Genomic DNA, 18,671 nt, shown 5'->3' on the forward strand with positions numbered 1-18,671 from the left:
CGAAATATCCAGTGCCATTCCGATCGCTGTCGCGAGCAGGCTCACTCCTACAGGGGAATGTATTTCAATTGTGGGAACGAGCCTGCTCGCGATGGTGCCAATATGGGCAATATCTGCGCTACTGAAACAAGGCTAAACACTAAATTCCGGACTACTTTGTAGGATTCTGAGACATCCTGGCGTTTGGTGATCGGGGAGCTGGCACGTATGATGCTTCACAAACCTCCGCAGATTAGAAGCCTATGTCCCTGATAGTTCTACTGCTTCTGCCTTTCATAGGCAGCTGTCTGGCAGCCGTGCTGCCACACAATGCGCGTAATGCCGAATCCCTGCTGGCAGGTCTGGTCGCTTTGATCGGTACCGTCCAGGTGGCGATGCTGTACCCGCAGATCGCCCATGGCGGCGTGATCCGCGAAGAATTCATGTGGCTGCCCAGCCTCGGCCTGAATTTCATTCTGCGCATGGACGGCTTCGCCTGGCTGTTCTCGATGCTGGTGCTCGGCATCGGCACCCTCGTTTCCTTATATGCCCGTTACTACATGTCGCCGGACGATCCGGTGCCACGTTTCTTCGCGTTTTTTCTGGCGTTCATGGGCGCCATGCTCGGTCTGGTGATTTCCGGCAACCTGATTCAGATGGTGTTTTTCTGGGAGCTGACCAGCCTGTTCTCGTTCCTGCTGATCGGCTACTGGCATCACCGTGCCGACGCCCGGCGCGGCGCCTACATGGCGTTGATGGTCACCGGCGCCGGCGGATTGTGCCTGCTGGCGGGGGTCATGATCCTCGGTCATGTGGTCGGCAGCTATGACCTCGACAAGGTCCTGGCCGCCGGCGACATGATTCGTGCACACGCCCTTTACCCCATCCTCTTGCCTCTTATTCTCATTGGCGCCCTCAGCAAAAGTGCGCAGTTCCCTTTTCATTTCTGGCTGCCCCACGCAATGGCAGCCCCCACCCCGGTATCTGCCTATCTGCACTCGGCGACCATGGTCAAGGCCGGGGTTTTCCTGCTTGCACGTTTGTGGCCCTCGCTGGCGGGCAGCGAAGAATGGTTCTACATCGTCAGCGGGGCCGGCGCCTGTACGCTGTTGCTCGGCGCGTATTGCGCGATGTTTCAGAACGACCTGAAAGGCCTGCTGGCCTATTCGACCATCAGCCATCTCGGCCTGATCACCCTGCTGCTGGGTCTGAACAGTCCGCTGGCAGCCGTGGCGGCGGTATTCCACATTCTCAACCATGCCACCTTCAAAGCCTCGCTGTTCATGGCCGCCGGCATCATCGACCATGAAAGCGGCACTCGCGATATCCGCAAACTCAGCGGCCTTTTCAAGCTGATCCCCTTCACCGCAACACTGGCCATGGTCGCCAGCGCCTCGATGGCCGGCGTGCCGTTGCTCAACGGTTTTCTGTCCAAGGAAATGTTTTTCGCCGAGACCGTGTTCATCAATGCCACGGCCTGGGTCGAAATCAGTCTGCCGATCGTCGCCACCATCGCCGGCATGTTCAGCGTCGCCTACTCGCTGCGGTTCACGGTCGATGTGTTCTTCGGCCCGACTGCCACCGACCTGCCGCACACCCCGCATGAACCGCCGCGCTGGATGCGGGCACCGGTCGAATTGCTGGTGTTCACCTGCTTGCTGGTGGGGATTTTTCCCGCGCAGATCGTCGGCCCGCTGCTCGCCGCTGCGGCGCTGCCGGTGGTCGGCGGCGAGTTGCCTGAATACAGCCTGGCGATCTGGCACGGCCTGAACGCGCCGATGATCATGAGCCTGATCGCCATGTCCGGCGGCATCGTCCTCTACTGGCTGCTGCGCAGGCAATTCCGATTGGGCCGCTTCAAATACCCGCCGTTGGTGGGTCGCTTCAATGGCAAGCGCCTGTTCGAGCGCAGTCTGGTGCTGATGATGCGTCTGGCCCGGCGTGTTGAACGCCGCCTCGGCACCAAGCGCCTGCAGATGCAGTTGTTTCTGGTGGTATTGGCGGCAGTGCTTGCCGGCCTGATCCCGATGTTGCACAGCAGCCTGAGCTGGGGCGACCGGCCGAAGATCCCCGGCTCGATCGTCTTCGTCACCCTGTGGCTGCTGGCGATCGCCTGCGCCCTCGGCGCCGCCTGGCAGGCCAAGTATCACCGTCTCGCGGCACTGACCATGGTCAGCGTCTGCGGCTTGATGACCTGCGTAACCTTCGTCTGGTTCTCCGCGCCGGATCTGGCGCTCACCCAGCTCGCCGTCGAAGTGGTCACCACGGTGCTCATTCTGCTCGGTCTGCGCTGGCTGCCGCGGCGCATCGAAGAAGTCTCGCCATTGCCGAGCAGCCTGCGCAAGGCGCGGATTCGTCGTCTGCGCGACTTGCTGCTGTCGATTGCCGTCGGCGGCGGCATGGCGTTGTTGTCCTACGCCATGCTGACGCGGCAGACGCCCAACGACATTTCCTCCTTCTATCTCAGTCGCGCCCTGCCCGAAGGCGGCGGCAGCAATGTGGTCAACGTGATGCTGGTGGATTTCCGAGGCTTCGATACCCTCGGCGAAATCACCGTGCTGGTCGCCGTGGCATTGACGGTGTTCGCCCTGCTGCGCCGTTTCCGCCCACCGAAAGAAAGCCTGCAACTGCCAGCGCAGCAACGCCTGCTGGCGCCCGACGTGGTCACTGACCTGGTCAACCCGCGCTCGGCCAGCGACACCGCGCTCGGCTTCATGATGGTGCCAGCGGTCCTGGTGCGTCTGCTGCTTCCGGTTGCGCTGGTAGTGTCGTTCTACCTGTTCATGCGCGGGCACAATCAGCCGGGCGGCGGTTTTGTCGCCGGTCTGGTGATGTCGGTGGCGTTCATTCTGCAATACATGGTGGCGGGAACGCAGTGGGTCGAAGCGCAAATGAGCCTGCGACCGCTGCGCTGGATGGGCACCGGGTTGCTGTTCGCTACCACTACGGGTCTTGGGGCGATGCTGGTCGGTTATCCGTTCCTGACCACGCACACCTGGCACTTCGAGTTGCCGTTGCTGGGTGATATCCACATCGCCAGCGCGCTGTTCTTCGACGTCGGTGTGTATGGCGTGGTGGTCGGTTCGACGTTGTTGATCCTGACCGCCCTCGCCCACCAATCGGTGCGCGGCCACAAGACCGCGTCGCTACCCAGGTCCGTCGCCAGCAAAGGAGCCGTCTGATGGAAGAAGTCATCGCAATCGCCATCGGCGTTCTTGCCGCGTCCGGGGTCTGGCTGATATTGCGGCCACGGACGTTCCAGGTGGTCATGGGCCTGTGCCTGCTGTCGTATGGGGTCAACCTGTTCATTTTCAGTATGGGCAGCCTGTTCATCGGCAAGGAGCCGGTGATCAAGGACGGCGTCACCCAGGACTTGCTTCACTACACCGATCCGCTGCCGCAAGCGCTGGTCCTCACGGCGATTGTCATCAGCTTCGCCATGACTGCGCTGTTCCTCGTCGTGCTGCTCGCTTCGCGCGGCCTGACCGGTACCGACCATGTAGACGGCCGGGAGCCTAAGGAATGATGGCGATGACGCACCTGATCGCCGCACCGATTCTGCTGCCGCTGCTCACCGCCGCGCTCATGTTGATGCTCGGCGAACGGCACCGGCCGCTGAAGGCAAAAATCAATCTGTTCTCCGGCCTGCTCGGGCTGTTCATTTCGGTGATGCTGCTGCAATGGACCCAGACCACCGGGGTGCCTGGCTCGATCGGCGTGTACCTGCCGGGCAACTGGCAGGCGCCGTTCGGTATTGTGCTGGTGATCGATCGACTGTCGGCGCTGATGCTGGTGCTGACCGGGATCATCGGCGTCAGCGCCCTGCTGTTCGCCATGGCACGCTGGGATGGCGCAGGGTCGAGCTTCCACGCACTCTTTCAGATTCAACTGATGGGGCTGTACGGCGCGTTCCTGACCGCGGACCTGTTCAACCTGTTCGTGTTTTTTGAAGTCCTGCTCGCCGCGTCCTACGGCTTGCTGTTGCATGGTTCGGGCCGGGCGCGGGTGTCGTCGGGGTTGCACTACATCTCGATCAACCTGCTCGCCTCGTCGCTGTTTCTGATTGGCGCGGCGCTGATCTACGGCGTTACCGGCACCCTGAACATGGCTGATCTGGCGTTGAAGATTCCGCTGGTGTCGGAAGCCGACCGTGGCTTGCTGCATGCGGGCGCCGGGATTCTTGCGGTGGCGTTCCTGGCCAAGGCTGGCATGTGGCCGCTGAATTTCTGGTTGGTGCCGGCGTATTCTTCGGCCAGTGCGCCGGTAGCGGCGATGTTCGCGATCATGACCAAAGTTGGCGTCTACACCTTGTTGCGCCTGTGGACGCTGCTGTTCTCCGGGCAGGCCGGGGCTTCAGCATTTTTTGGCGGCGACTGGCTGATCTATGGCGGCATGGCGACCATGGGCATCGCGGCGCTGGCGATTCTCGCGGCGCAACGGCTCGAGCGCATGGCCAGCCTGAGCATTCTGGTGTCGGCAGGGATTCTACTGTCGGCGGTGGGTTTCGCTCAGCCGAACCTGATCGGCGGCGCGCTGTTCTATCTGGTCAGCTCGACCCTGGCACTGAGTGCGCTGTTTCTGCTGGCGGAACTGATCGAGCGTTCGCGCTCGGCCAACGAAATCCCGCTGGAAGACGAAAGCGAATTGCTGCCACGACCGCAGGAATCCCTGCAACCGCCCAAAGGCATCAACCTCGACGATGAGCAAAAAGCCGTGGTCGGTCAGGTGATTCCATGGACCATGGCCTTTCTCGGCCTGAGCTTTATTGCCTGCGCACTGCTGATCATTGGCATGCCGCCGCTGTCGGGGTTCATTGGCAAACTCAGCCTGATCGGTGCGCTGCTCAATCCGCTGGAATTGGGCAACGGCGGGCCAATCTCCAATGCCGCATGGGCGCTGTTAGCCTTACTGATTCTGACCGGGCTGGCGTCGTTGATGGCGTTTTCGCGTCTGGGCATCCAGCGTTTCTGGACGCCCGAAGAGCGCCCTTCGCCGCTGTTGCGCAAACTGGAATGCGCGCCGATCTTCCTGCTGCTGGGGCTGAGCATCGTGCTGACGTTCAAGGCTGAGCCGCTGTTGCGCTATACCCAAGCCACCGCCGACGCGCTGCACAATCCTCAGCAATACGTGATGGCGGTGCTCGGCACCCGTGCCGTGCCCAGTCCGGAAGGCAAAGCCGCGCTGCTGGAGGTTCAACCATGAAACGACTGTTTCCGGCACCGTGGTTGTCTCTGGCACTTTGGGTTTTGTGGCTGACGCTGAACCTGTCGATCAGTCCGGGCAACGTGCTGCTCGGCGCGGCACTGGGTTTTGCGGCGCCCCTGATGATGCGCAAACTACGCCCCAAACGCGCACGCATTCGCCGCCCTGGTAGCATCGTGCGCCTGTTCTTTCTGGTCGGCCGCGACGTGGTGATGTCGAACCTGATTGTCGCCTGGGGCGTGCTCAACGCCGGCCGTCGTGCGCCGCACTCTTGCTTCATCAAGGTGCCGCTTGATCTGCGCGACGCTCACGGTCTGGCGACGCTGGCGATGATCTGCACGGTGGTGCCCGGCACGGTGTGGTCGGAGCTGGCACTGGATCGCAGCGTTTTGTTGCTGCACGTCTGGGATCTGCACGACGAAGCGCAATTCATCGAGCACTTTAAAAGCACCTACGAGCGACCGTTGATGGAGATTTTCGAATGAGCCCATTGCTGTCGAATGCGATTCTGCTGACGCTGTTCCTGTTCTCGCTGGCCATGGTGCTGACGCTGATTCGCCTGTTCAAAGGCCCCTCCGCGCAGGATCGCGTCCTGGCGCTGGATTACCTGTACATCGTCGCGATGTTGATGATGCTCACCCTGGGCATCCGTTATGCCAGTGACACTTACTTCGAAGCCGCGTTGCTGATCGCGCTGTTCGGCTTCGTCGGCTCGTTTGCCCTGGCGAAATTCCTGCTGCGTGGCGAGGTGATCGAATGACCGACGAACTGTCTCTATGGGTCGAAATCCCGGTGGCGATTCTGCTGGTGCTCAGCGGCGTGTTCGCACTGATTGGCGCCTTGGGTCTGTTGCGCATGAAGGATTATTTCCAACGCATGCATCCGCCGGCACTGGCGTCGACACTGGGCGCCTGGTGTGTGGCGCTGGCCTCGATCATTTGTTTTTCGGCGCTGAAATCCACGGCGGTAGTGCACGCCTGGCTGATCCCGATCCTGCTGGCGATTACCGTACCGGTGACGACACTGCTGCTGGCGCGGGCGGCACTGTTTCGCAAGCGCATGGCCGGGGATGATGTTCCGGCTGAGGTCAGTAGCCGCAAAAGTGAAAGCGGTAGCTGAAGTTTTTTATTGCCTGCAATGAAGCTATCGCGAGCAGGCTCACTCCTACATGGGAACGCATTTCATGTAGACGTGAGCCTGCTCGCGATAGCGATCTTTCATTCACCTCATATCCAAGCTACCGCCAACAACCCCGCCCCCAACGCCGCGCACAACGGCGAATACACCCAGGTATCCAGCCGGGCAAAGCGCGAATCCTTCACTTCCTTGAAAAACCCCACCAGATTCGAATCGCCAATCGCCCGGGCAAACAGCAGCAAGGCAATCGCACTGATTACCCACTGCAATGCCTTGTGCTGCACCGCTGGCATGCCCCAGCCGACACGCATGCAGACCAGCACGGCGATCAACAATAGAGCGGCTGCCACCAGCAAGGTGATCCAGCCCGACGGTTTGAACGCTGGCCGTACCGTCTCGACAAAACCGGCCACCGGTATCTGCGGCACCACCACAGCCGCCGCCCACTGCCCACCCAGCGCCCAATACACATGCATCAGGCTGATCAACGCAAAAACGGTCACCAGCCATTGAGCCAACGCAAAGGTCATGGTTGAAATCCTTGGAAAGGGATTTGAACAAACCATCGTAGTCGGATTTTTTTTGTGTGCACGACCGGTCGGCGGTATGCAGGGGCATGAGCGGGATTTCAAAAGCATCGCCAGCAGGCTGGCTCACAGATCGGGTGTGCGATCCCCTGTGGGAGCCAGCCTGCTGGCGATGAACTCAGTCGCCGAGACGACTATTCCAGATCAGCAAAAACCTTCTCGGCCACGTCCTTCGGTAACCACGCCTGCCACACATCAGGATGCGCCTTCATGAACGCCACCGCTGCCTCCCGTGGCGCGGTGTGCTTCTCGCTCATTTGCGCCAGCGCCTTGTTCAGCGGTTCGATCGGGAAGTCCACCTTGCTGAAGAATTCAGCGATCTGCGGGTATTGCTTCTGGAACGGCGTAGACACGCCGATAGACAGCTTCGAGGCCAGCGAGCGGGTCGGTTTTGGATTGGGGTTGTCGGCGTCAGTCAGGGTCTTCCAGGCTTCGGCATCGAACGGGGGTTCTTCCAGCTGCACCAGTTTGTACTTGCCGAGCAGCGGGGTTGGCGACCAGTAATAAAACAGTACGGGCTTGCCGCGACGGATCGACGAGCTGATCTCGGCATCCAGTGCGGCTCCCGAACCGCTGCGGAAATTGGTGAAATCGTTCTGCAACCCGTATGCCGTCAACTTCTGCTTGTTGACGACTTCCGACGTCCAGCCGATCGGGCTGTTCAGAAAGCGCCCCTTGCTGGGGTTTTCCGGGTCCTTGAACACGTCCTTGTACTTTTTCAGGTCACTGACGCTGCGCAAATCCGGAGCCATCGGTTTGATGCCCTTGGCCGGGTCGCCCTTGATCACGTATTCCGGCACCCACCAGCCTTCGGTGGCGCCTTTGACCGTATCGCCCAGACTGACCACTTTGCCCTCGGCCTCGGCCTTGACCCACACCGGACTGCGCCCGGCCCACTCCTCGCCAATCACCTGAATATCGTTGTTGGCGAGTGCGGTTTCCAGCGTAATGGTGGTCCCCGGCAACGTGTCGGTCGGCAATCCATAGCCCTTCTCGACGATGACCCGCAGGACATCGGTGATCAGGCTGCCACTTTCCCAGTTGAGATCGGCGAAATGGATCGGCGCCTGTGCCGCCGAGACCGATTGCGCTGACGCCAGCAAACCGAAGGTGGCCACGCTGGCGGCCAGTAACCGTCGAAATCCGTTCATGCATTGCACCTCGTGCTGTTCACAGCCATGGCCGTTGGCCTGAGAGAAGACCGCAAGCCGCTGAATACTCAGTCAACTCACTGTAGCCGAGGTTCCTGCTTTTTCCGGGACTACGCCGCGACGAGGTCAGGTTTCAGACTTTTCCTGCAAGCTTTGCAGCTCGCGTCTGACCATCCCGGCGTATTCAGCGGGGCGCAAGGTATAGAGCTGCGCCGCCACCCAGTTGAGCCATGCGCCTTGCAGCTTGGTCTTTGCGGCGAACAACCGTCGGGCCTCTTGCCGTGCGGCATCGAGATGTTCCAAATGAAAATCTGCGCGACTCACTCGCTGGCCTTGAAGGTCACGAGTTCACCCTTGCGCCACTTGGCCGCTTTGGCGGTGACGGCTTTGAGCGTCTTGGTCAGGCCTTCCTGCAACTGTTGATGAGCGGCGAACACGGTCACCACGCTGTGACCTTCCTTGAACAGGATCGCATGGCCGTCAGCGGTCTCGACGAAGGCGTAATCGCCCAGGCCATACACCGTCAGTTTGATTTCACGGAAGCGGATATCCATCTTGCCGCCTTCACGGCTGGGCAAGACCGATGCACTGAAGTGATCGCCGACCTTGAGCTTGAGGCCGGGTTTGTCGTCGACGACCAAAGCACTTTCGGTGTCGATTTCGGCAACGTAAATGCCTTCAGCATTTTGTTCGGTGATGTAAACAAAACGCGATTGGAAAAGTTTGACCAGCTTTGCGCGCAAATCACCCAACACGAACAAAGCATGCATATCGAGATTACTGACTGCCAAGGAAACATCCCCACATCTGAAAAAACCGCACACGGAAAACGCGCACGGCAAAAAACGTCCAGGCCGATGAAGCTGCCAAAACTCAACTGAAATCCGATTCGAGCAGAGCGCTCGTTCAACGCGAGGTTGGTAAGACTACTGGATTGTCACCCGCGAAACTCGTCCCAAAGTCGCCACAGGTCGAAGGAAAAATCCTTACTGATGGCGAAAGCAGACTGACTACAAACTTTAGGGAAAATTCTCACGAAAAAAAGCACTTTTCCGACATATCGCTGGCGAAAAATTGCTTTAGATAAGCCCTGTCGTCAACAGGCACTGGCGATTCTAGAGCAGCGATGCTCACTCCGACTACCCGAAACGGCCGCTAATTCCCGGCCGACTGATGAAAAGGACTTCATATGTGCACTCTGACTCATTTCGCCGTATCGACTGACGCCCGAATCACCGCACCGCTGATCATGCAGGTCAACCACCTGAACGATCTGCCGACAGCTTCCAACACCCGCCAGCACCCGCGATATCGGGTCGTCCCTGCCGGTAACGCGTTCTTTCATATAAAGGAAACATCCACCGGCCTTGTAAGAGGTTTCCGCGGCGATCACAACGAAGCTTGCGCCCTCGCCCGCGCCCTTGAAACACAAATCGAACTCCGCGCCAGCTGCCGCCTCTGATAAGGGGAATAAACGAACACGCCGCACCGGCACCGAACCAGGAGTAGACGATGGAACTGCCAACCGAGCTTAACCTGACCACCCTTTTTGAACAGCTGGGCTTGCCGTCGGACGAGGCGTCAATCAACGATTTCGTCGAAGCACACCCGCTGGACCCGGACACCAAGCTTATTGATGCTGATTTCTGGACGCCGCAACAAGCGCAATTACTCAAGGAATGGCTACGTGCAGACGGCGAGGAAGCGCCGATTGTCGATGAGCTGAACGTGCGCCTGCATCGCGGTAAATAAATGCAATCAGTGCAGACGGTCGCCCGGCTCGAAGTTGAGTTGATCGAGCCAGGCAGCCTTGCACGCCTCAGCCTCGTCGCGGCTGGCAAACGCCGTTCCACGCCGCTCGCCGTTGAGCAAAACCACCCAGCACACACTGCGCCCCATCGCGCGCAAACCGGCCGGCACGCCACTGCCGATCATCACCGCCACATCGATTCTGCATTGCATGCAGCCCTCCCAAAATCATTAGCAACCTAACAAGTTTGCAGATTAAGGGTTTCGGTCGAGCGGAAACAGCAACGCCCGTGCACAGATTCATTGCGTCAGCCGTAACAATCGCTCAGTGCGGACGCTCAGGCTTATACCCCAGACGCAGCCCGCCCCAATGCCGGCCCTTGACCATGATCGGCACCGACAGGTCGTGCATCAGCTCACCTGTGTCGCGCGTATACGTTTGCAGCAGCACCGGTTGTTGATGACTGCCGCAACGAATCCCGGTGCGGTCGGCGAATTTGCGTTTGGTGCGGTTATTGATGGCGTCGACCTGCGCATCGCCCGTCAGTGGCTGACTGAACTGCTGATTGTGCGTCGGCACATAACCCTGCGGCGTGCAGGCGATGGCGAACACCAGCCCTTCGTGACGTGGCAACAATGGCTCCTGAATCGCCGGCAGCACCTGATCGGTGTAACGGTCGAAACGGCTGTGAAATTTTGCCGGTTGGGTATTCGGGATCGGCTGGTACTGACGATCGAACAGATCTTCCAGACTGATCTTGCCCTGCTCGACATCCGCCTCGAAACGCGCGGCAATCTGGCTCGCGCCTTCACGCGCGAGATCGTAGACGCGCTGGTGATAGTCATCCAGCCCGACTTCGGCCAGACGCTCGCTGATGGTTTCCGCCTGCCCTTCCATCTGTACCGCTGCTTCAGCGAGGCGCCGAGTCTGTTGATCGCTGATCGCCAGGTCGCTGCGCATCTGCTCGATCGCTATGAACAAGCTATCGAGCTGCTCGCGATTGGTCTGTGCACCGTGGGCGATTTCGCCAACCTGGCTTTCCACCCCGGCTGCCAGTCGGGCAATGTTTTCCAGATGCTCGCCAGTGTGCTCGACCTGCTCCACGCCGGTTTGCAGGTCGCTGGAGAGCTGGCGAATCTGCTCAACCACCTGAGCCGTGCGCTGCTGAATATCGGCGACCATTTCGCCAACTTCGCCGGTCGCCGACGCCGTGCGCGCCGCCAGACCACGAACCTCATCGGCCACCACGGCAAACCCGCGACCATGCTCACCAGCCCGCGCCGCCTCGATCGCCGCGTTCAACGCGAGCAGATTGGTCTGGCTGGCAATCGACTGGATCACCAGCGTGACGCGCTGAATGTCATCGCTGCGCAGGCTCAGGGCTTCGATCAGTTCCCGGCTGGCACTGGCGCGTTCACTGAGTTGATGCATGCGCGCAATCGAATCCACCAGCTCCGTGCGCCCCGCCGCGCTGCTGTGATGCGCCTGACTGGCGGCTTCCAGCGCTGCGCGGCTGAGTTGCGACGTGGCCTGTTCGGTGGCAATCATCACCTCGGCATTGCTGACGATCTGCGCCGCCGCGTCGAGTTGCGATTCGAGTTTGCTCGCAAGCTCTTTGACCGAAAACGCCACGCCGGCCGCTGACAGCGCGTTATGGCTGGTGGTGTAGGAAAGATCGCGAGTGAGTTCGGAAATTGCGCTGCGGTTGTCGCTTGGCAGCGAATCGGCGACTGCGCGGGTGCGCAGGCGCGGCAGCCAGACGATCAGCACTGCCAGCGGCAAGCCAATGTACAGCGACCATTCGGTCAGGGTCGTGCCAGCCAATAACAGCATCAGGGCGATGCTTTGCAGGGTCGGTGCGATCCAGCGGTTTTTTGCTGATTGCACTGGTGCAGGCAGCGCCGCAACCAGAGATCCGTCTCTCGTCATATCATCACCCCACGCCTGTTCTCATTGTTGTGACTGCATTAAACGCCACTACAACGCCATTATCCATGGTCCGTTAGTCGTGAGGTCTGTGGCAGGTCAATGTAAACGCGGAGCAAATGTTGCAGGCGATAAAAAGCTTCGCGGGCAAGCCCGGCGCCCACCGGTTCGATTCGAACCTGATGGGGCGGACTTGCCCGCGATCACAGCGCCGGAAAAATCAGGCCTGACGCTGGTGCTTGTCGATTTGCTCGTGACGTTCCTGAGCTTCGATGCAGTACTTGGTGGTCGGACTGATCAGCAGGCGTTTCAGGCCGATAGGCTCGCCGCTGTCGTCGCACCAGCCGAAGCTGTCTTCCTTGATGCGCTCAAGAGCTTGTTCCAGTTGCGGCAGCATGCGCTGGTCGCGATCGATCGCGTTGACCAGCCAGGTGCGCTCTTCTTCAACCGAAGCCGCGTCCGCCGGGTCAGCCGGGGTATCCAGGCTTTCGATGGCGATACGGTTTTGCTCAATGCGCTCGTGGGTTTCGACTTTCATGTTCTGCAACAGCTCAGTGAAGAAAGCGTGTTGCTCTGCATTCATGTAGTCATCTGCCGGCATCGCCAGCAACTTGTCCTTTGTCATTGATATCTCTATAAAAAACGTGCATTAAGGCGAATTAGGGAGCGTTTCGGCGAGCCGTGTCCGGTCGTCGAAAAGGCATCGTTTATTGCAAACGCCACCCGGCACTCAATTTACGAAGGGGCGGCAGTCTAAGGCCCGATCGAGGCCTCAGCAACTGGAAATACTGGGAATTTGTCCGACAACGCCCGGAAACTGCTCTGACACAGGCTTCACACGGCCATCGGAGTGCGTTTATAGCAAGAAATTCAGTCGAGCGGCTGTATATAGAAGACAAACGGCTAACTACGCCGCGCTTGCCGATGAATTTTTCCGCGCGAAGTGCATCGTTTCAGCACAGCAGAGCGCGCCAAGCCTCACTACTATCAGGCGCAACCTGCGCTCAAACAGCCTGAAGGATGACGTATGCCCCGCCCCGATCTGCCGGCCACCGCCGAGGTTGCCCTCGCCAGCCCCCCGATCAACGCCGAGCGTTTGCTGCACCTGATCACTGAGCAATACGACAGCCTGCCGCGCCAGCTCAAGCGCATCGCCAGCTACATCAGCCAGCAGAGCGAGCGGATCATGGTCGACCGGATCAGTGACATCGCCCGCGAATGCGAAGTGCAACCCTCTGCCATCGTGCGCTTCTCGCAACGCTTCGGTTTCAGCGGCTTCAGCGAAATGCAGGCGTTGTTCCGCAGCGCCTACACGGATAAAGCCTCGCCCGCGCAAAACTACCAGCAACGCATCCGCAGCCTGATCGCCAACCCCTCACGTAACGCCAGCGACGGCGACCTCGCCCGCGAATGCATCGACGCGACGCGCTCAGGCATCGAACGCCTCGGCCGCGAACTCGACGACGCGGCGTTCACAACCGCCGTCGACCTCATCGTCAACGCTGACAACATTTATGTCGTCGGCGTACGCCGCTCCTTCGCCGTCGCCGATTACCTTGTCTACAACCTGCAACACACGCAGAAACGCATTCATCTGGTGTCAGGGCTTGGCGGCAGCTATCGCGAGCAGATGCGCAGCGTGCGCGCCGGTGATCTGGTCATTGCGATCAGCTTCGTCCCTTATGCCAAGGAAACCCAACACTGCCTGCGTTTCGCCCGCGAGCAGCAGGCGAACACCCTGATCCTCACCGACAGCCACCTCTCGCCGCTGGTCAAACGGGCCAACAGCGTGCTGCTGGTCAACGAAGGCAGCGCCCTGGCCTTTCGCTCGCTGAGTGCGACGCTGTGTTTGTGCCAGGCGCTGTTTGTCGCGGTGGCGTATCGGTTGGGGCTCAATGTTGAAGAGATTCACGAACAGGCCGGATTCGACGACTGACAATTGCCGCCACCTCGGCTAGGTTATGCGTACCCCACCGGTTCGACTTAAAGGAACGCGTCATGAAACTGATCGGCATGCTCGACTCCCCATACGTGCGCCGCGTGGCGATCTCCGCCAAATGCCTGGGCATCGACCTGGAACACCAGTCGGTCTCGGTGTTCCGCCACTTCGAACAATTCCAGCAGATCAACCCGGTGGTCAAAGCGCCGACGCTGATGCTCGACGACGGCGTCGTACTGATGGACTCGACGCTGATCCTCGACTACCTCGAAGCCCGCTCCGGCAAAACCCTGCTGCCGACCGAACTGAGCCAGCGCGCCCACGCCCTGCGCCTGATCGGCCTCAGCCTCGCCGCCTGCGAAAAAGCCGTGCAGCTGTATTACGAACGCAACCTGCGCCCCGCCGACATCCAATACCAGCCGTGGGTCGAACGCGTCGAAAGCCAACTCGCCGCCGCCTTCACCGCCCTCGAACAGGAACTGCAAAAGCACGCTTTGCCCACCGACGGCCCCCTCGCCCAAGCCGGCATCAGCCTCGCCGTGGCCTGGAGTTTCACCGACCTTGTCGTCCCCGATCAAATCGACGCCAGCCGCTACCCGCACATCGCCCAATACACCGCGTACGCCGAAACCCTCGAAGCGTTCATCAGCACGCCGATGACCTGAGCATGAGCGCGCCCGACACCGCCGCTCCGGCGCTAAAGGAAATCTTCAACGCCGAACGCCTGCAACACATCGCCAGCGAGATGAGCGCCGTTTACCCGGCATTCAAGGCCAAGGCATTTCTTGAACATGCCCAGCACGGACTCGCTGAATTATCGGTGATGCAGCGCATGGCACGTGTCAGCGAAAGCCTGCACGCCGTGCTGCCACTGGATTACGCAGATTCCCTCAAAGCGCTGTTCGAACTCGCCCCGCGATTGAACAGCGGCTTCGTCAGCATGTGCCTGCCGCACTACGTCGCCAGCTACGGCGCACACGCGTTCGATACATCGATGAACGCGCTGAAATTCTTCACCACGTTCGGCTCCTCGGAATTCGCCATCCGCCACTTCCTGCGCAGCGACCTCGAACGCACCCTGGAACACATGCACGACTGGGCCCACGACGAAAACCACCACATCCGCCGCCTCGCCAGCGAAGGCAGCCGCCCTCGCCTGCCGTGGTCGTTTCGACTGGAACCCATCCAAGCGAATCCGCAGTTTACCGCCGGGATACTCGAGCGGTTGAAGGCCGATGAGAGTTTGTACGTGCGCAAGTCCGTGGCGAATCATCTGAATGATGTGACGAAAGTGCATCCGCAGTGGGTGCTGGACACGATTGAAGGATGGTCGCTGGAGAACAAGCACACGGGCTGGATTGCGAAGCATGCGTTGCGCAGTTTGATTAAGCAGGGGGATCTAAGGGCGCTGACGGTGATTGGTGCCGGGGCGAAGGCTGAGGTGGAATTGCTGGATGTGCGGGTTGAGCCGGCGGTGGTGCGGCTGGGGGATGCGATTACGTTGTCGTTTTTGGTGAAGTCGACGGTGCCGGTTGGGCAGCGGTTGGTGATTGATTATGCGATTGACTATGTGAAGGCGAATGGCGGGGTTTCGCGGAAGGTTTTCAAGTTGAAGATGGTGGAGTTGGCGGGGTTTGGGAGCGAGGTGGTGAAGCGGAGGCAGGTGATCAGGGACTTTACGACGCGCAAGCATTTTGCGGGGCGGCATGGGGTTTGGGTGATGGTGAATGGGGAGGTTTTGGGGAGTGGTGGTTTTGATTTGGTTGGTTGAGGGTGCTGTGGATAGGGAGAAAACTGGCAGCCATTCGATTGAGAGTTAATCCCAGACAAGGCTGCTTCGGCCAATAGCTTCGAGTCACGGAAGGCAGCTTTCGGCCAAAAGCTGTCATTCCGCGTGTCTACCAAAACTAAGGGCGATTCAGCGTGATGGGCGTACTGGCGTACATCGCTGCAGCGGCGAGGGACCAGGTGTTGGAGGGCAAGGAATGCCTTATAGGTCCCGAAAAACTAAAGGAGTATTGACTAGGGCATCATTAAGCCAGTACAAGAATTAGTGTAGTCAGATTGCTTAATGATTTTTATCCGTGAAAAGGAAATCAAATGGCCGACGCTCAAGTAACGTGTATTACTAAACCGAATGTAAACAGTTCCCATGAACACATCACTCATCTTGGAAATCCAACTAATCAATGGCGTTGGACTCGCGAGCAAGTGATTGCCAGCATTGATGCTGGAACGAATACTTTTTTTGTGATCGATCCGGCAAATGGTGTTCGTGCGAATATTGGAGTTGTACGCGAATCTGGTCATACGCCTTATTTGCGTACATATGCAGATGGGCAATGGAATAATAACTTGTTGTCGCTCAGTCAGTGTCCTATCTGATTAAGCACTGAATGTCCACTAATGTTATAGACATATCTGCGTGACAGCTTTTGGCCGATCAGCCGCGATCACAGACGGGAATCGGCCAGAAGCAGCCATTCACGAACTGTGCAAGAACTGTGGAAAGGGGAAAGATCTATTTCCGTTGAAAGTAGATCTGCCCCCTTTTTTCCGATTTTTATGGTGTTCAGAAGGGTATATCTGAATCTCCCTCTGGACTGTCCCTGCCTGCCAACGGAACAATCGATGCCAGTGCCGGATTGTCGGCCGGGATAGCAGATAGGCCAGGGACGAGTATGGACAGGTCCTGAGCATCAACGGCGCTAGCGACTAAGTTACCATCTACATTAGCGCTGATGCCGTCCTGAGTATCGTCCGAGAGCTCATCCGGATCGAGATCGACATAATCATCGCCCATCATCATTTTGTAGTGTGCGTCATGCTTAGCGGCTTTGAAGATCTTGAAGAAAATCTTCAAATAGCTGGCTGCCATGTTTTCACCAATAGCCACGTACAGCTCATCAGGAGCGTAATGCGAGCCATCATTGACCCAGCTGATTAGGGACTGACACTGTACCTTTTCAAGACCTTCAAATTTTCCGACCAGAACGTACGTGTCGACACCCCCCAAGATTTTGAAATAATTCTCCAAAATCCTTCGCATGGTGTTTTGCAGCGTAAGCGCTGGCACAGGAGTTTTCTTCAACTCGGCCCAAAGTAACTGGTAGGAGGTTCTGATGGGGTTGTTCGGATGAAACTCGACTACGGAGTAATCGCTAGGCTTTCGGACGATCCAGAAGGTCTCATCACTGAGGGAAGTTTCGGACTTCCGCCGTTGGTCGTAGGTAATCTCTTTGTGAAAATGGACGTTGTGGGTCAGCACCAAAATCTGTTTGAGATGGCTATCCTTCTTTCTCACCTCCGCAAATAGTTCTTTAATCAAGCTACTCACGATAAAGAGCACATCACTATCGAGACTTGAAACTGGGTCATCAATGACGACGACCCGGTCACTTGTGATGCCTGAGGTCGTAATGCTGCCTTTGAGCAGGTGGTAGAAGTACAGGAAGGTGACGAAGGATTTTTCGCCCTCGCTAAGCGTTTGCTTGGCGTCTTTGCCATCACTTCGGATAAGCCTATATGAGTTTCCTACACAGGCAGGATCGAGCGAAAAACTACGAAATCCAAAGTTTTTGAGGATCTTGTTGATGGCGATGACCGTCGGTTTCACGCTTGTCAGCGCTGTTTCAATCTTGTCAATTTCGATCTCAACAGTGTTGATATTATCCGCGGCCTTGTCCCGACTCGATGTGATGCCAACGATGGATTTCTGCAACTTGTCCTTTTCAGACGTGTAGTCGGTTAACGTATTTTTTAGCTCGGTATCGATGACATACTTCCATACCTCTCCGGTGAGCTTGTTCTGTTCAGCGGTGAAGCTAGCTACAAGGCGATTGTGCTCAGAGACTTTCACATTGGCAGCGTCGACAATCCCTAAGATGCCATCCTGAATATCCTTCAACCCCTCAAGCTCAATTTCAGAGCTTGGGCTAGAAACCTTTTTATCCACTCGATCCTTGTTGACAATAACTACAGCTTCCAAGGCTTGGATCTCAAGACTAATCTTATCTTTATCCAGATGAATACAATCCGAGAACAATAAAGCACGTGCCTGAGTCAATACCTCATCTGCAACCTGAAAATAGGTAGAACGCAGAGTAGAAACTGCCTTGGAATCAGCTTCAAACGTTTCGTCAAAGTATTCAGCCAGATTTTTCTCGAAATCATGTGGAATATTCTGTTGGCAAAACGGGCATTGCTCGTCTGTATGTTCCAGAAATCTCATACCCTGCCGAACCCAGTCGCTGTTAGCTAGCCGCTGGATAATCGCTGAGATGCTGACGTCGTCCTTACCAATTACCTTCTTGGCTAGAACTAGGCTTGTTTCGAATGCAATCAGCCGCGACAAGTTCAAGTTTGGAACAGAAGACATCTTGAAAGGTTGCTCACCATATAACACCAAGGCTCTTGCCTGGAGGTCAGCCAGGTCGACCAGAGATGAAGTATTGCTCGCATGCTCTTGCAAAACCCTAGCCTTAAAGGCCTCTTTATTATTTCTCAAGCCGGTGAAAGCACCCTTGAAGTGTTCGTCATGTTTTGTCTTTTGTTCCCAGCACCGAGCGACCAGTTTTGCTTCTAAAGAAACGAGTTCGGCGTTCTTTCCTGTCCTACCATCCTCGCCATCAAGAAGAATGACTGACTTCGTCTTCATCTGTTCGTGGCGCTTTCTTTCATCCTTTAGTAACGCTAGGCGATCAAGCTCGGCTTGCTCGGCCTTCCCCAGCGTGAAAACACCCGGCAGTTCTTTCGAGTCGGTGAAGTTAGAGGTAATGAAATCATTGTTGTAGATCATTGCCGGGATCTGGCTGTTCCTCAGCCACTTGATCCGAGAGTGCGTCGAAATGGCAGGATTTTCGATCAGCCGACTGATCGTGGTCTTGCCCGCGCCATTTGCACCGTAGAAGAAATTGATCGGTTTTAGGTTAACAATTTCTTCGGACTTGTCGGGGCTATAGGTGGCGATATTAGAAAGGCTAATCGACTCGATCATTCTT

The 18,671-nt window shown here is 57.8% G+C and carries 20 protein-coding genes; 12 read left to right on the forward strand and 8 right to left on the reverse strand.

Translation table 11 applies throughout. The annotated features are described in order from the left end of the window. The first annotated feature begins 242 nt into the window (after window positions 1–242). From BLU52_RS14295 to BLU52_RS14320, 6 genes are read left to right on the forward strand one after another with little or no spacing between them, the layout of a single operon-like run. Entirely contained in the window at window positions 243–3,161 is a 2,919-nt protein-coding gene (locus BLU52_RS14295) for a monovalent cation/H+ antiporter subunit A (RefSeq protein ID WP_090284202.1), read from the forward strand. Beyond that, window positions 3,161–3,505, forward strand: a complete 345-nt coding sequence (locus BLU52_RS14300) for a Na+/H+ antiporter subunit C (protein WP_007910763.1) — start codon at window positions 3,161–3,163, stop codon at window positions 3,503–3,505. The genes BLU52_RS14295 and BLU52_RS14300 overlap by 1 nt, the downstream gene beginning before the upstream one ends. Continuing rightward, window positions 3,502–5,181, forward strand: coding sequence for a monovalent cation/H+ antiporter subunit D (locus BLU52_RS14305; RefSeq protein ID WP_090284204.1), 1,680 nt, complete (start codon window positions 3,502–3,504; stop codon window positions 5,179–5,181). The genes BLU52_RS14300 and BLU52_RS14305 overlap by 4 nt, the downstream gene beginning before the upstream one ends. Continuing rightward, window positions 5,178–5,666, forward strand: coding sequence for a Na+/H+ antiporter subunit E (locus tag BLU52_RS14310; protein WP_090284206.1), 489 nt, complete (start codon window positions 5,178–5,180; stop codon window positions 5,664–5,666). The genes BLU52_RS14305 and BLU52_RS14310 overlap by 4 nt, the downstream gene beginning before the upstream one ends. Next, window positions 5,663–5,941 (forward strand): K+/H+ antiporter subunit F, encoded by a 279-nt coding sequence (locus BLU52_RS14315; RefSeq protein WP_090284207.1) that lies wholly within the window; start codon window positions 5,663–5,665, stop codon window positions 5,939–5,941. Before BLU52_RS14310 ends, BLU52_RS14315 begins: the two co-directional genes overlap by 4 nt. Next, a complete protein-coding gene (locus BLU52_RS14320) occupies window positions 5,938–6,300 on the forward strand; it encodes a Na+/H+ antiporter subunit G (RefSeq protein ID WP_090284208.1) in 363 nt (120 codons plus the stop codon). The genes BLU52_RS14315 and BLU52_RS14320 overlap by 4 nt, the downstream gene beginning before the upstream one ends. 107 nt (window positions 6,301–6,407) lie before the next feature. Here BLU52_RS14320 and BLU52_RS14325 read toward each other — a convergent pair whose 3' ends face one another. The 4 genes from BLU52_RS14325 to BLU52_RS14340 form a co-directional block, all read right to left on the reverse strand. Further along, entirely contained in the window at window positions 6,408–6,848 is a 441-nt protein-coding gene (locus BLU52_RS14325; protein WP_090284210.1) for a DUF3995 domain-containing protein, read from the reverse strand. 191 nt (window positions 6,849–7,039) lie between these two features. Then, window positions 7,040–8,056 carry an ABC transporter substrate-binding protein gene (locus BLU52_RS14330; RefSeq protein WP_090284212.1) on the reverse strand — a complete coding sequence of 339 codons (1,017 nt, stop codon included), beginning with the start codon at window positions 8,054–8,056 and terminating at the stop codon, window positions 7,040–7,042. 126 nt (window positions 8,057–8,182) lie between these two features. Continuing rightward, window positions 8,183–8,380, reverse strand: a complete 198-nt coding sequence (locus tag BLU52_RS14335; RefSeq protein WP_090284214.1) for a hypothetical protein — start codon at window positions 8,378–8,380, stop codon at window positions 8,183–8,185. Further along, window positions 8,377–8,826, reverse strand: a complete 450-nt coding sequence (locus BLU52_RS14340; RefSeq protein ID WP_052178306.1) for a hypothetical protein — start codon at window positions 8,824–8,826, stop codon at window positions 8,377–8,379. The genes BLU52_RS14335 and BLU52_RS14340 overlap by 4 nt, the downstream gene beginning before the upstream one ends. Before the next feature lie 479 nt (window positions 8,827–9,305). Here BLU52_RS14340 and BLU52_RS14345 point away from each other — a divergent pair, with 479 nt between their 5' ends. Together BLU52_RS14345 and BLU52_RS14350 are read left to right on the forward strand one after the other, a co-directional pair. Then, on the forward strand, window positions 9,306–9,518 hold the full coding sequence (locus BLU52_RS14345; protein ID WP_408003565.1) for a hypothetical protein: 213 nt from the start codon (window positions 9,306–9,308) through the stop codon (window positions 9,516–9,518). A gap of 50 nt (window positions 9,519–9,568) precedes the next feature. Then, window positions 9,569–9,808: a DUF2789 family protein gene (locus BLU52_RS14350; protein WP_090284218.1), complete on the forward strand. Its 240-nt coding sequence runs from the start codon at window positions 9,569–9,571 to the stop codon at window positions 9,806–9,808. A gap of 6 nt (window positions 9,809–9,814) precedes the next feature. Here BLU52_RS14350 and BLU52_RS14355 read toward each other — a convergent pair whose 3' ends face one another. From BLU52_RS14355 to BLU52_RS14365, 3 genes are all read right to left on the reverse strand, one after another. Continuing rightward, a complete protein-coding gene (locus BLU52_RS14355; protein WP_090284220.1) occupies window positions 9,815–10,018 on the reverse strand; it encodes a hypothetical protein in 204 nt (67 codons plus the stop codon). Window positions 10,019–10,130: 112 nt separating this feature from the next. Beyond that, a complete protein-coding gene (locus BLU52_RS14360) occupies window positions 10,131–11,735 on the reverse strand; it encodes a methyl-accepting chemotaxis protein (protein WP_090284222.1) in 1,605 nt (534 codons plus the stop codon). 217 nt (window positions 11,736–11,952) lie between these two features. Further along, window positions 11,953–12,357, reverse strand: a complete 405-nt coding sequence (locus BLU52_RS14365; protein ID WP_065260998.1) for a TraR/DksA family transcriptional regulator — start codon at window positions 12,355–12,357, stop codon at window positions 11,953–11,955. A gap of 402 nt (window positions 12,358–12,759) precedes the next feature. On the opposite strand from BLU52_RS14365, the gene BLU52_RS14370 reads away from it, so the two are divergent. From BLU52_RS14370 to BLU52_RS14385, 4 genes are all read left to right on the forward strand, one after another. Beyond that, entirely contained in the window at window positions 12,760–13,668 is a 909-nt protein-coding gene (locus BLU52_RS14370) for a MurR/RpiR family transcriptional regulator (RefSeq protein WP_090284224.1), read from the forward strand. A gap of 62 nt (window positions 13,669–13,730) precedes the next feature. Next, complete coding sequence (locus tag BLU52_RS14375; RefSeq protein WP_090284226.1) at window positions 13,731–14,336, forward strand: glutathione S-transferase; 606 nt, start codon at window positions 13,731–13,733, stop codon at window positions 14,334–14,336. A gap of 2 nt (window positions 14,337–14,338) precedes the next feature. Further along, window positions 14,339–15,442 (forward strand): DNA alkylation repair protein, encoded by a 1,104-nt coding sequence (locus BLU52_RS14380; protein ID WP_090284228.1) that lies wholly within the window; start codon window positions 14,339–14,341, stop codon window positions 15,440–15,442. Between the two features lie 329 nt (window positions 15,443–15,771). Beyond that, window positions 15,772–16,056 carry a DUF3892 domain-containing protein gene (locus BLU52_RS14385; protein ID WP_090284230.1) on the forward strand — a complete coding sequence of 95 codons (285 nt, stop codon included), beginning with the start codon at window positions 15,772–15,774 and terminating at the stop codon, window positions 16,054–16,056. 187 nt (window positions 16,057–16,243) lie between these two features. Here BLU52_RS14385 and BLU52_RS14390 read toward each other — a convergent pair whose 3' ends face one another. After that, window positions 16,244–18,667, reverse strand: a complete 2,424-nt coding sequence (locus BLU52_RS14390) for an AAA family ATPase (protein ID WP_090284232.1) — start codon at window positions 18,665–18,667, stop codon at window positions 16,244–16,246. Window positions 18,668–18,671 lie beyond the last annotated feature (4 nt).

This window comes from Pseudomonas granadensis (assembly GCF_900105485.1).
Classification (GTDB): Bacteria; Pseudomonadota; Gammaproteobacteria; order Pseudomonadales; family Pseudomonadaceae; genus Aquipseudomonas; species Aquipseudomonas granadensis.

What these genes read in the sequence shown, in the direction of transcription:
- BLU52_RS14345 (WP_408003565.1), top strand. Translation starts at nt 9,306, where the DNA reads ATGCAGGTCAACCACCTGAACGATCTGCCGACAGCTTCCAACACCCGC.
- BLU52_RS14380 (WP_090284228.1), top strand. Translation starts at nt 14,339, where the DNA reads ATGAGCGCGCCCGACACCGCCGCTCCGGCGCTAAAGGAAATCTTCAAC.
- BLU52_RS14385 (WP_090284230.1), top strand. Translation starts at nt 15,772, where the DNA reads ATGGCCGACGCTCAAGTAACGTGTATTACTAAACCGAATGTAAACAGT.
- BLU52_RS14310 (WP_090284206.1), top strand. Translation starts at nt 5,178, where the DNA reads ATGAAACGACTGTTTCCGGCACCGTGGTTGTCTCTGGCACTTTGGGTT.
- BLU52_RS14330 (WP_090284212.1), bottom strand. Translation starts at nt 8,056, where the DNA reads ATGAACGGATTTCGACGGTTACTGGCCGCCAGCGTGGCCACCTTCGGT.
- BLU52_RS14325 (WP_090284210.1), bottom strand. Translation starts at nt 6,848, where the DNA reads ATGACCTTTGCGTTGGCTCAATGGCTGGTGACCGTTTTTGCGTTGATC.
- BLU52_RS14350 (WP_090284218.1), top strand. Translation starts at nt 9,569, where the DNA reads ATGGAACTGCCAACCGAGCTTAACCTGACCACCCTTTTTGAACAGCTG.
- BLU52_RS14300 (WP_007910763.1), top strand. Translation starts at nt 3,161, where the DNA reads ATGGAAGAAGTCATCGCAATCGCCATCGGCGTTCTTGCCGCGTCCGGG.
- BLU52_RS14340 (WP_052178306.1), bottom strand. Translation starts at nt 8,826, where the DNA reads ATGCATGCTTTGTTCGTGTTGGGTGATTTGCGCGCAAAGCTGGTCAAA.
- BLU52_RS14320 (WP_090284208.1), top strand. Translation starts at nt 5,938, where the DNA reads ATGACCGACGAACTGTCTCTATGGGTCGAAATCCCGGTGGCGATTCTG.
- BLU52_RS14370 (WP_090284224.1), top strand. Translation starts at nt 12,760, where the DNA reads ATGCCCCGCCCCGATCTGCCGGCCACCGCCGAGGTTGCCCTCGCCAGC.
- BLU52_RS14295 (WP_090284202.1), top strand. Translation starts at nt 243, where the DNA reads ATGTCCCTGATAGTTCTACTGCTTCTGCCTTTCATAGGCAGCTGTCTG.
- BLU52_RS14305 (WP_090284204.1), top strand. Translation starts at nt 3,502, where the DNA reads ATGATGGCGATGACGCACCTGATCGCCGCACCGATTCTGCTGCCGCTG.
- BLU52_RS14375 (WP_090284226.1), top strand. Translation starts at nt 13,731, where the DNA reads ATGAAACTGATCGGCATGCTCGACTCCCCATACGTGCGCCGCGTGGCG.
- BLU52_RS14355 (WP_090284220.1), bottom strand. Translation starts at nt 10,018, where the DNA reads ATGCAATGCAGAATCGATGTGGCGGTGATGATCGGCAGTGGCGTGCCG.
- BLU52_RS14390 (WP_090284232.1), bottom strand. Translation starts at nt 18,667, where the DNA reads ATGATCGAGTCGATTAGCCTTTCTAATATCGCCACCTATAGCCCCGAC.
- BLU52_RS14360 (WP_090284222.1), bottom strand. Translation starts at nt 11,735, where the DNA reads ATGACGAGAGACGGATCTCTGGTTGCGGCGCTGCCTGCACCAGTGCAA.
- BLU52_RS14365 (WP_065260998.1), bottom strand. Translation starts at nt 12,357, where the DNA reads ATGACAAAGGACAAGTTGCTGGCGATGCCGGCAGATGACTACATGAAT.
- BLU52_RS14315 (WP_090284207.1), top strand. Translation starts at nt 5,663, where the DNA reads ATGAGCCCATTGCTGTCGAATGCGATTCTGCTGACGCTGTTCCTGTTC.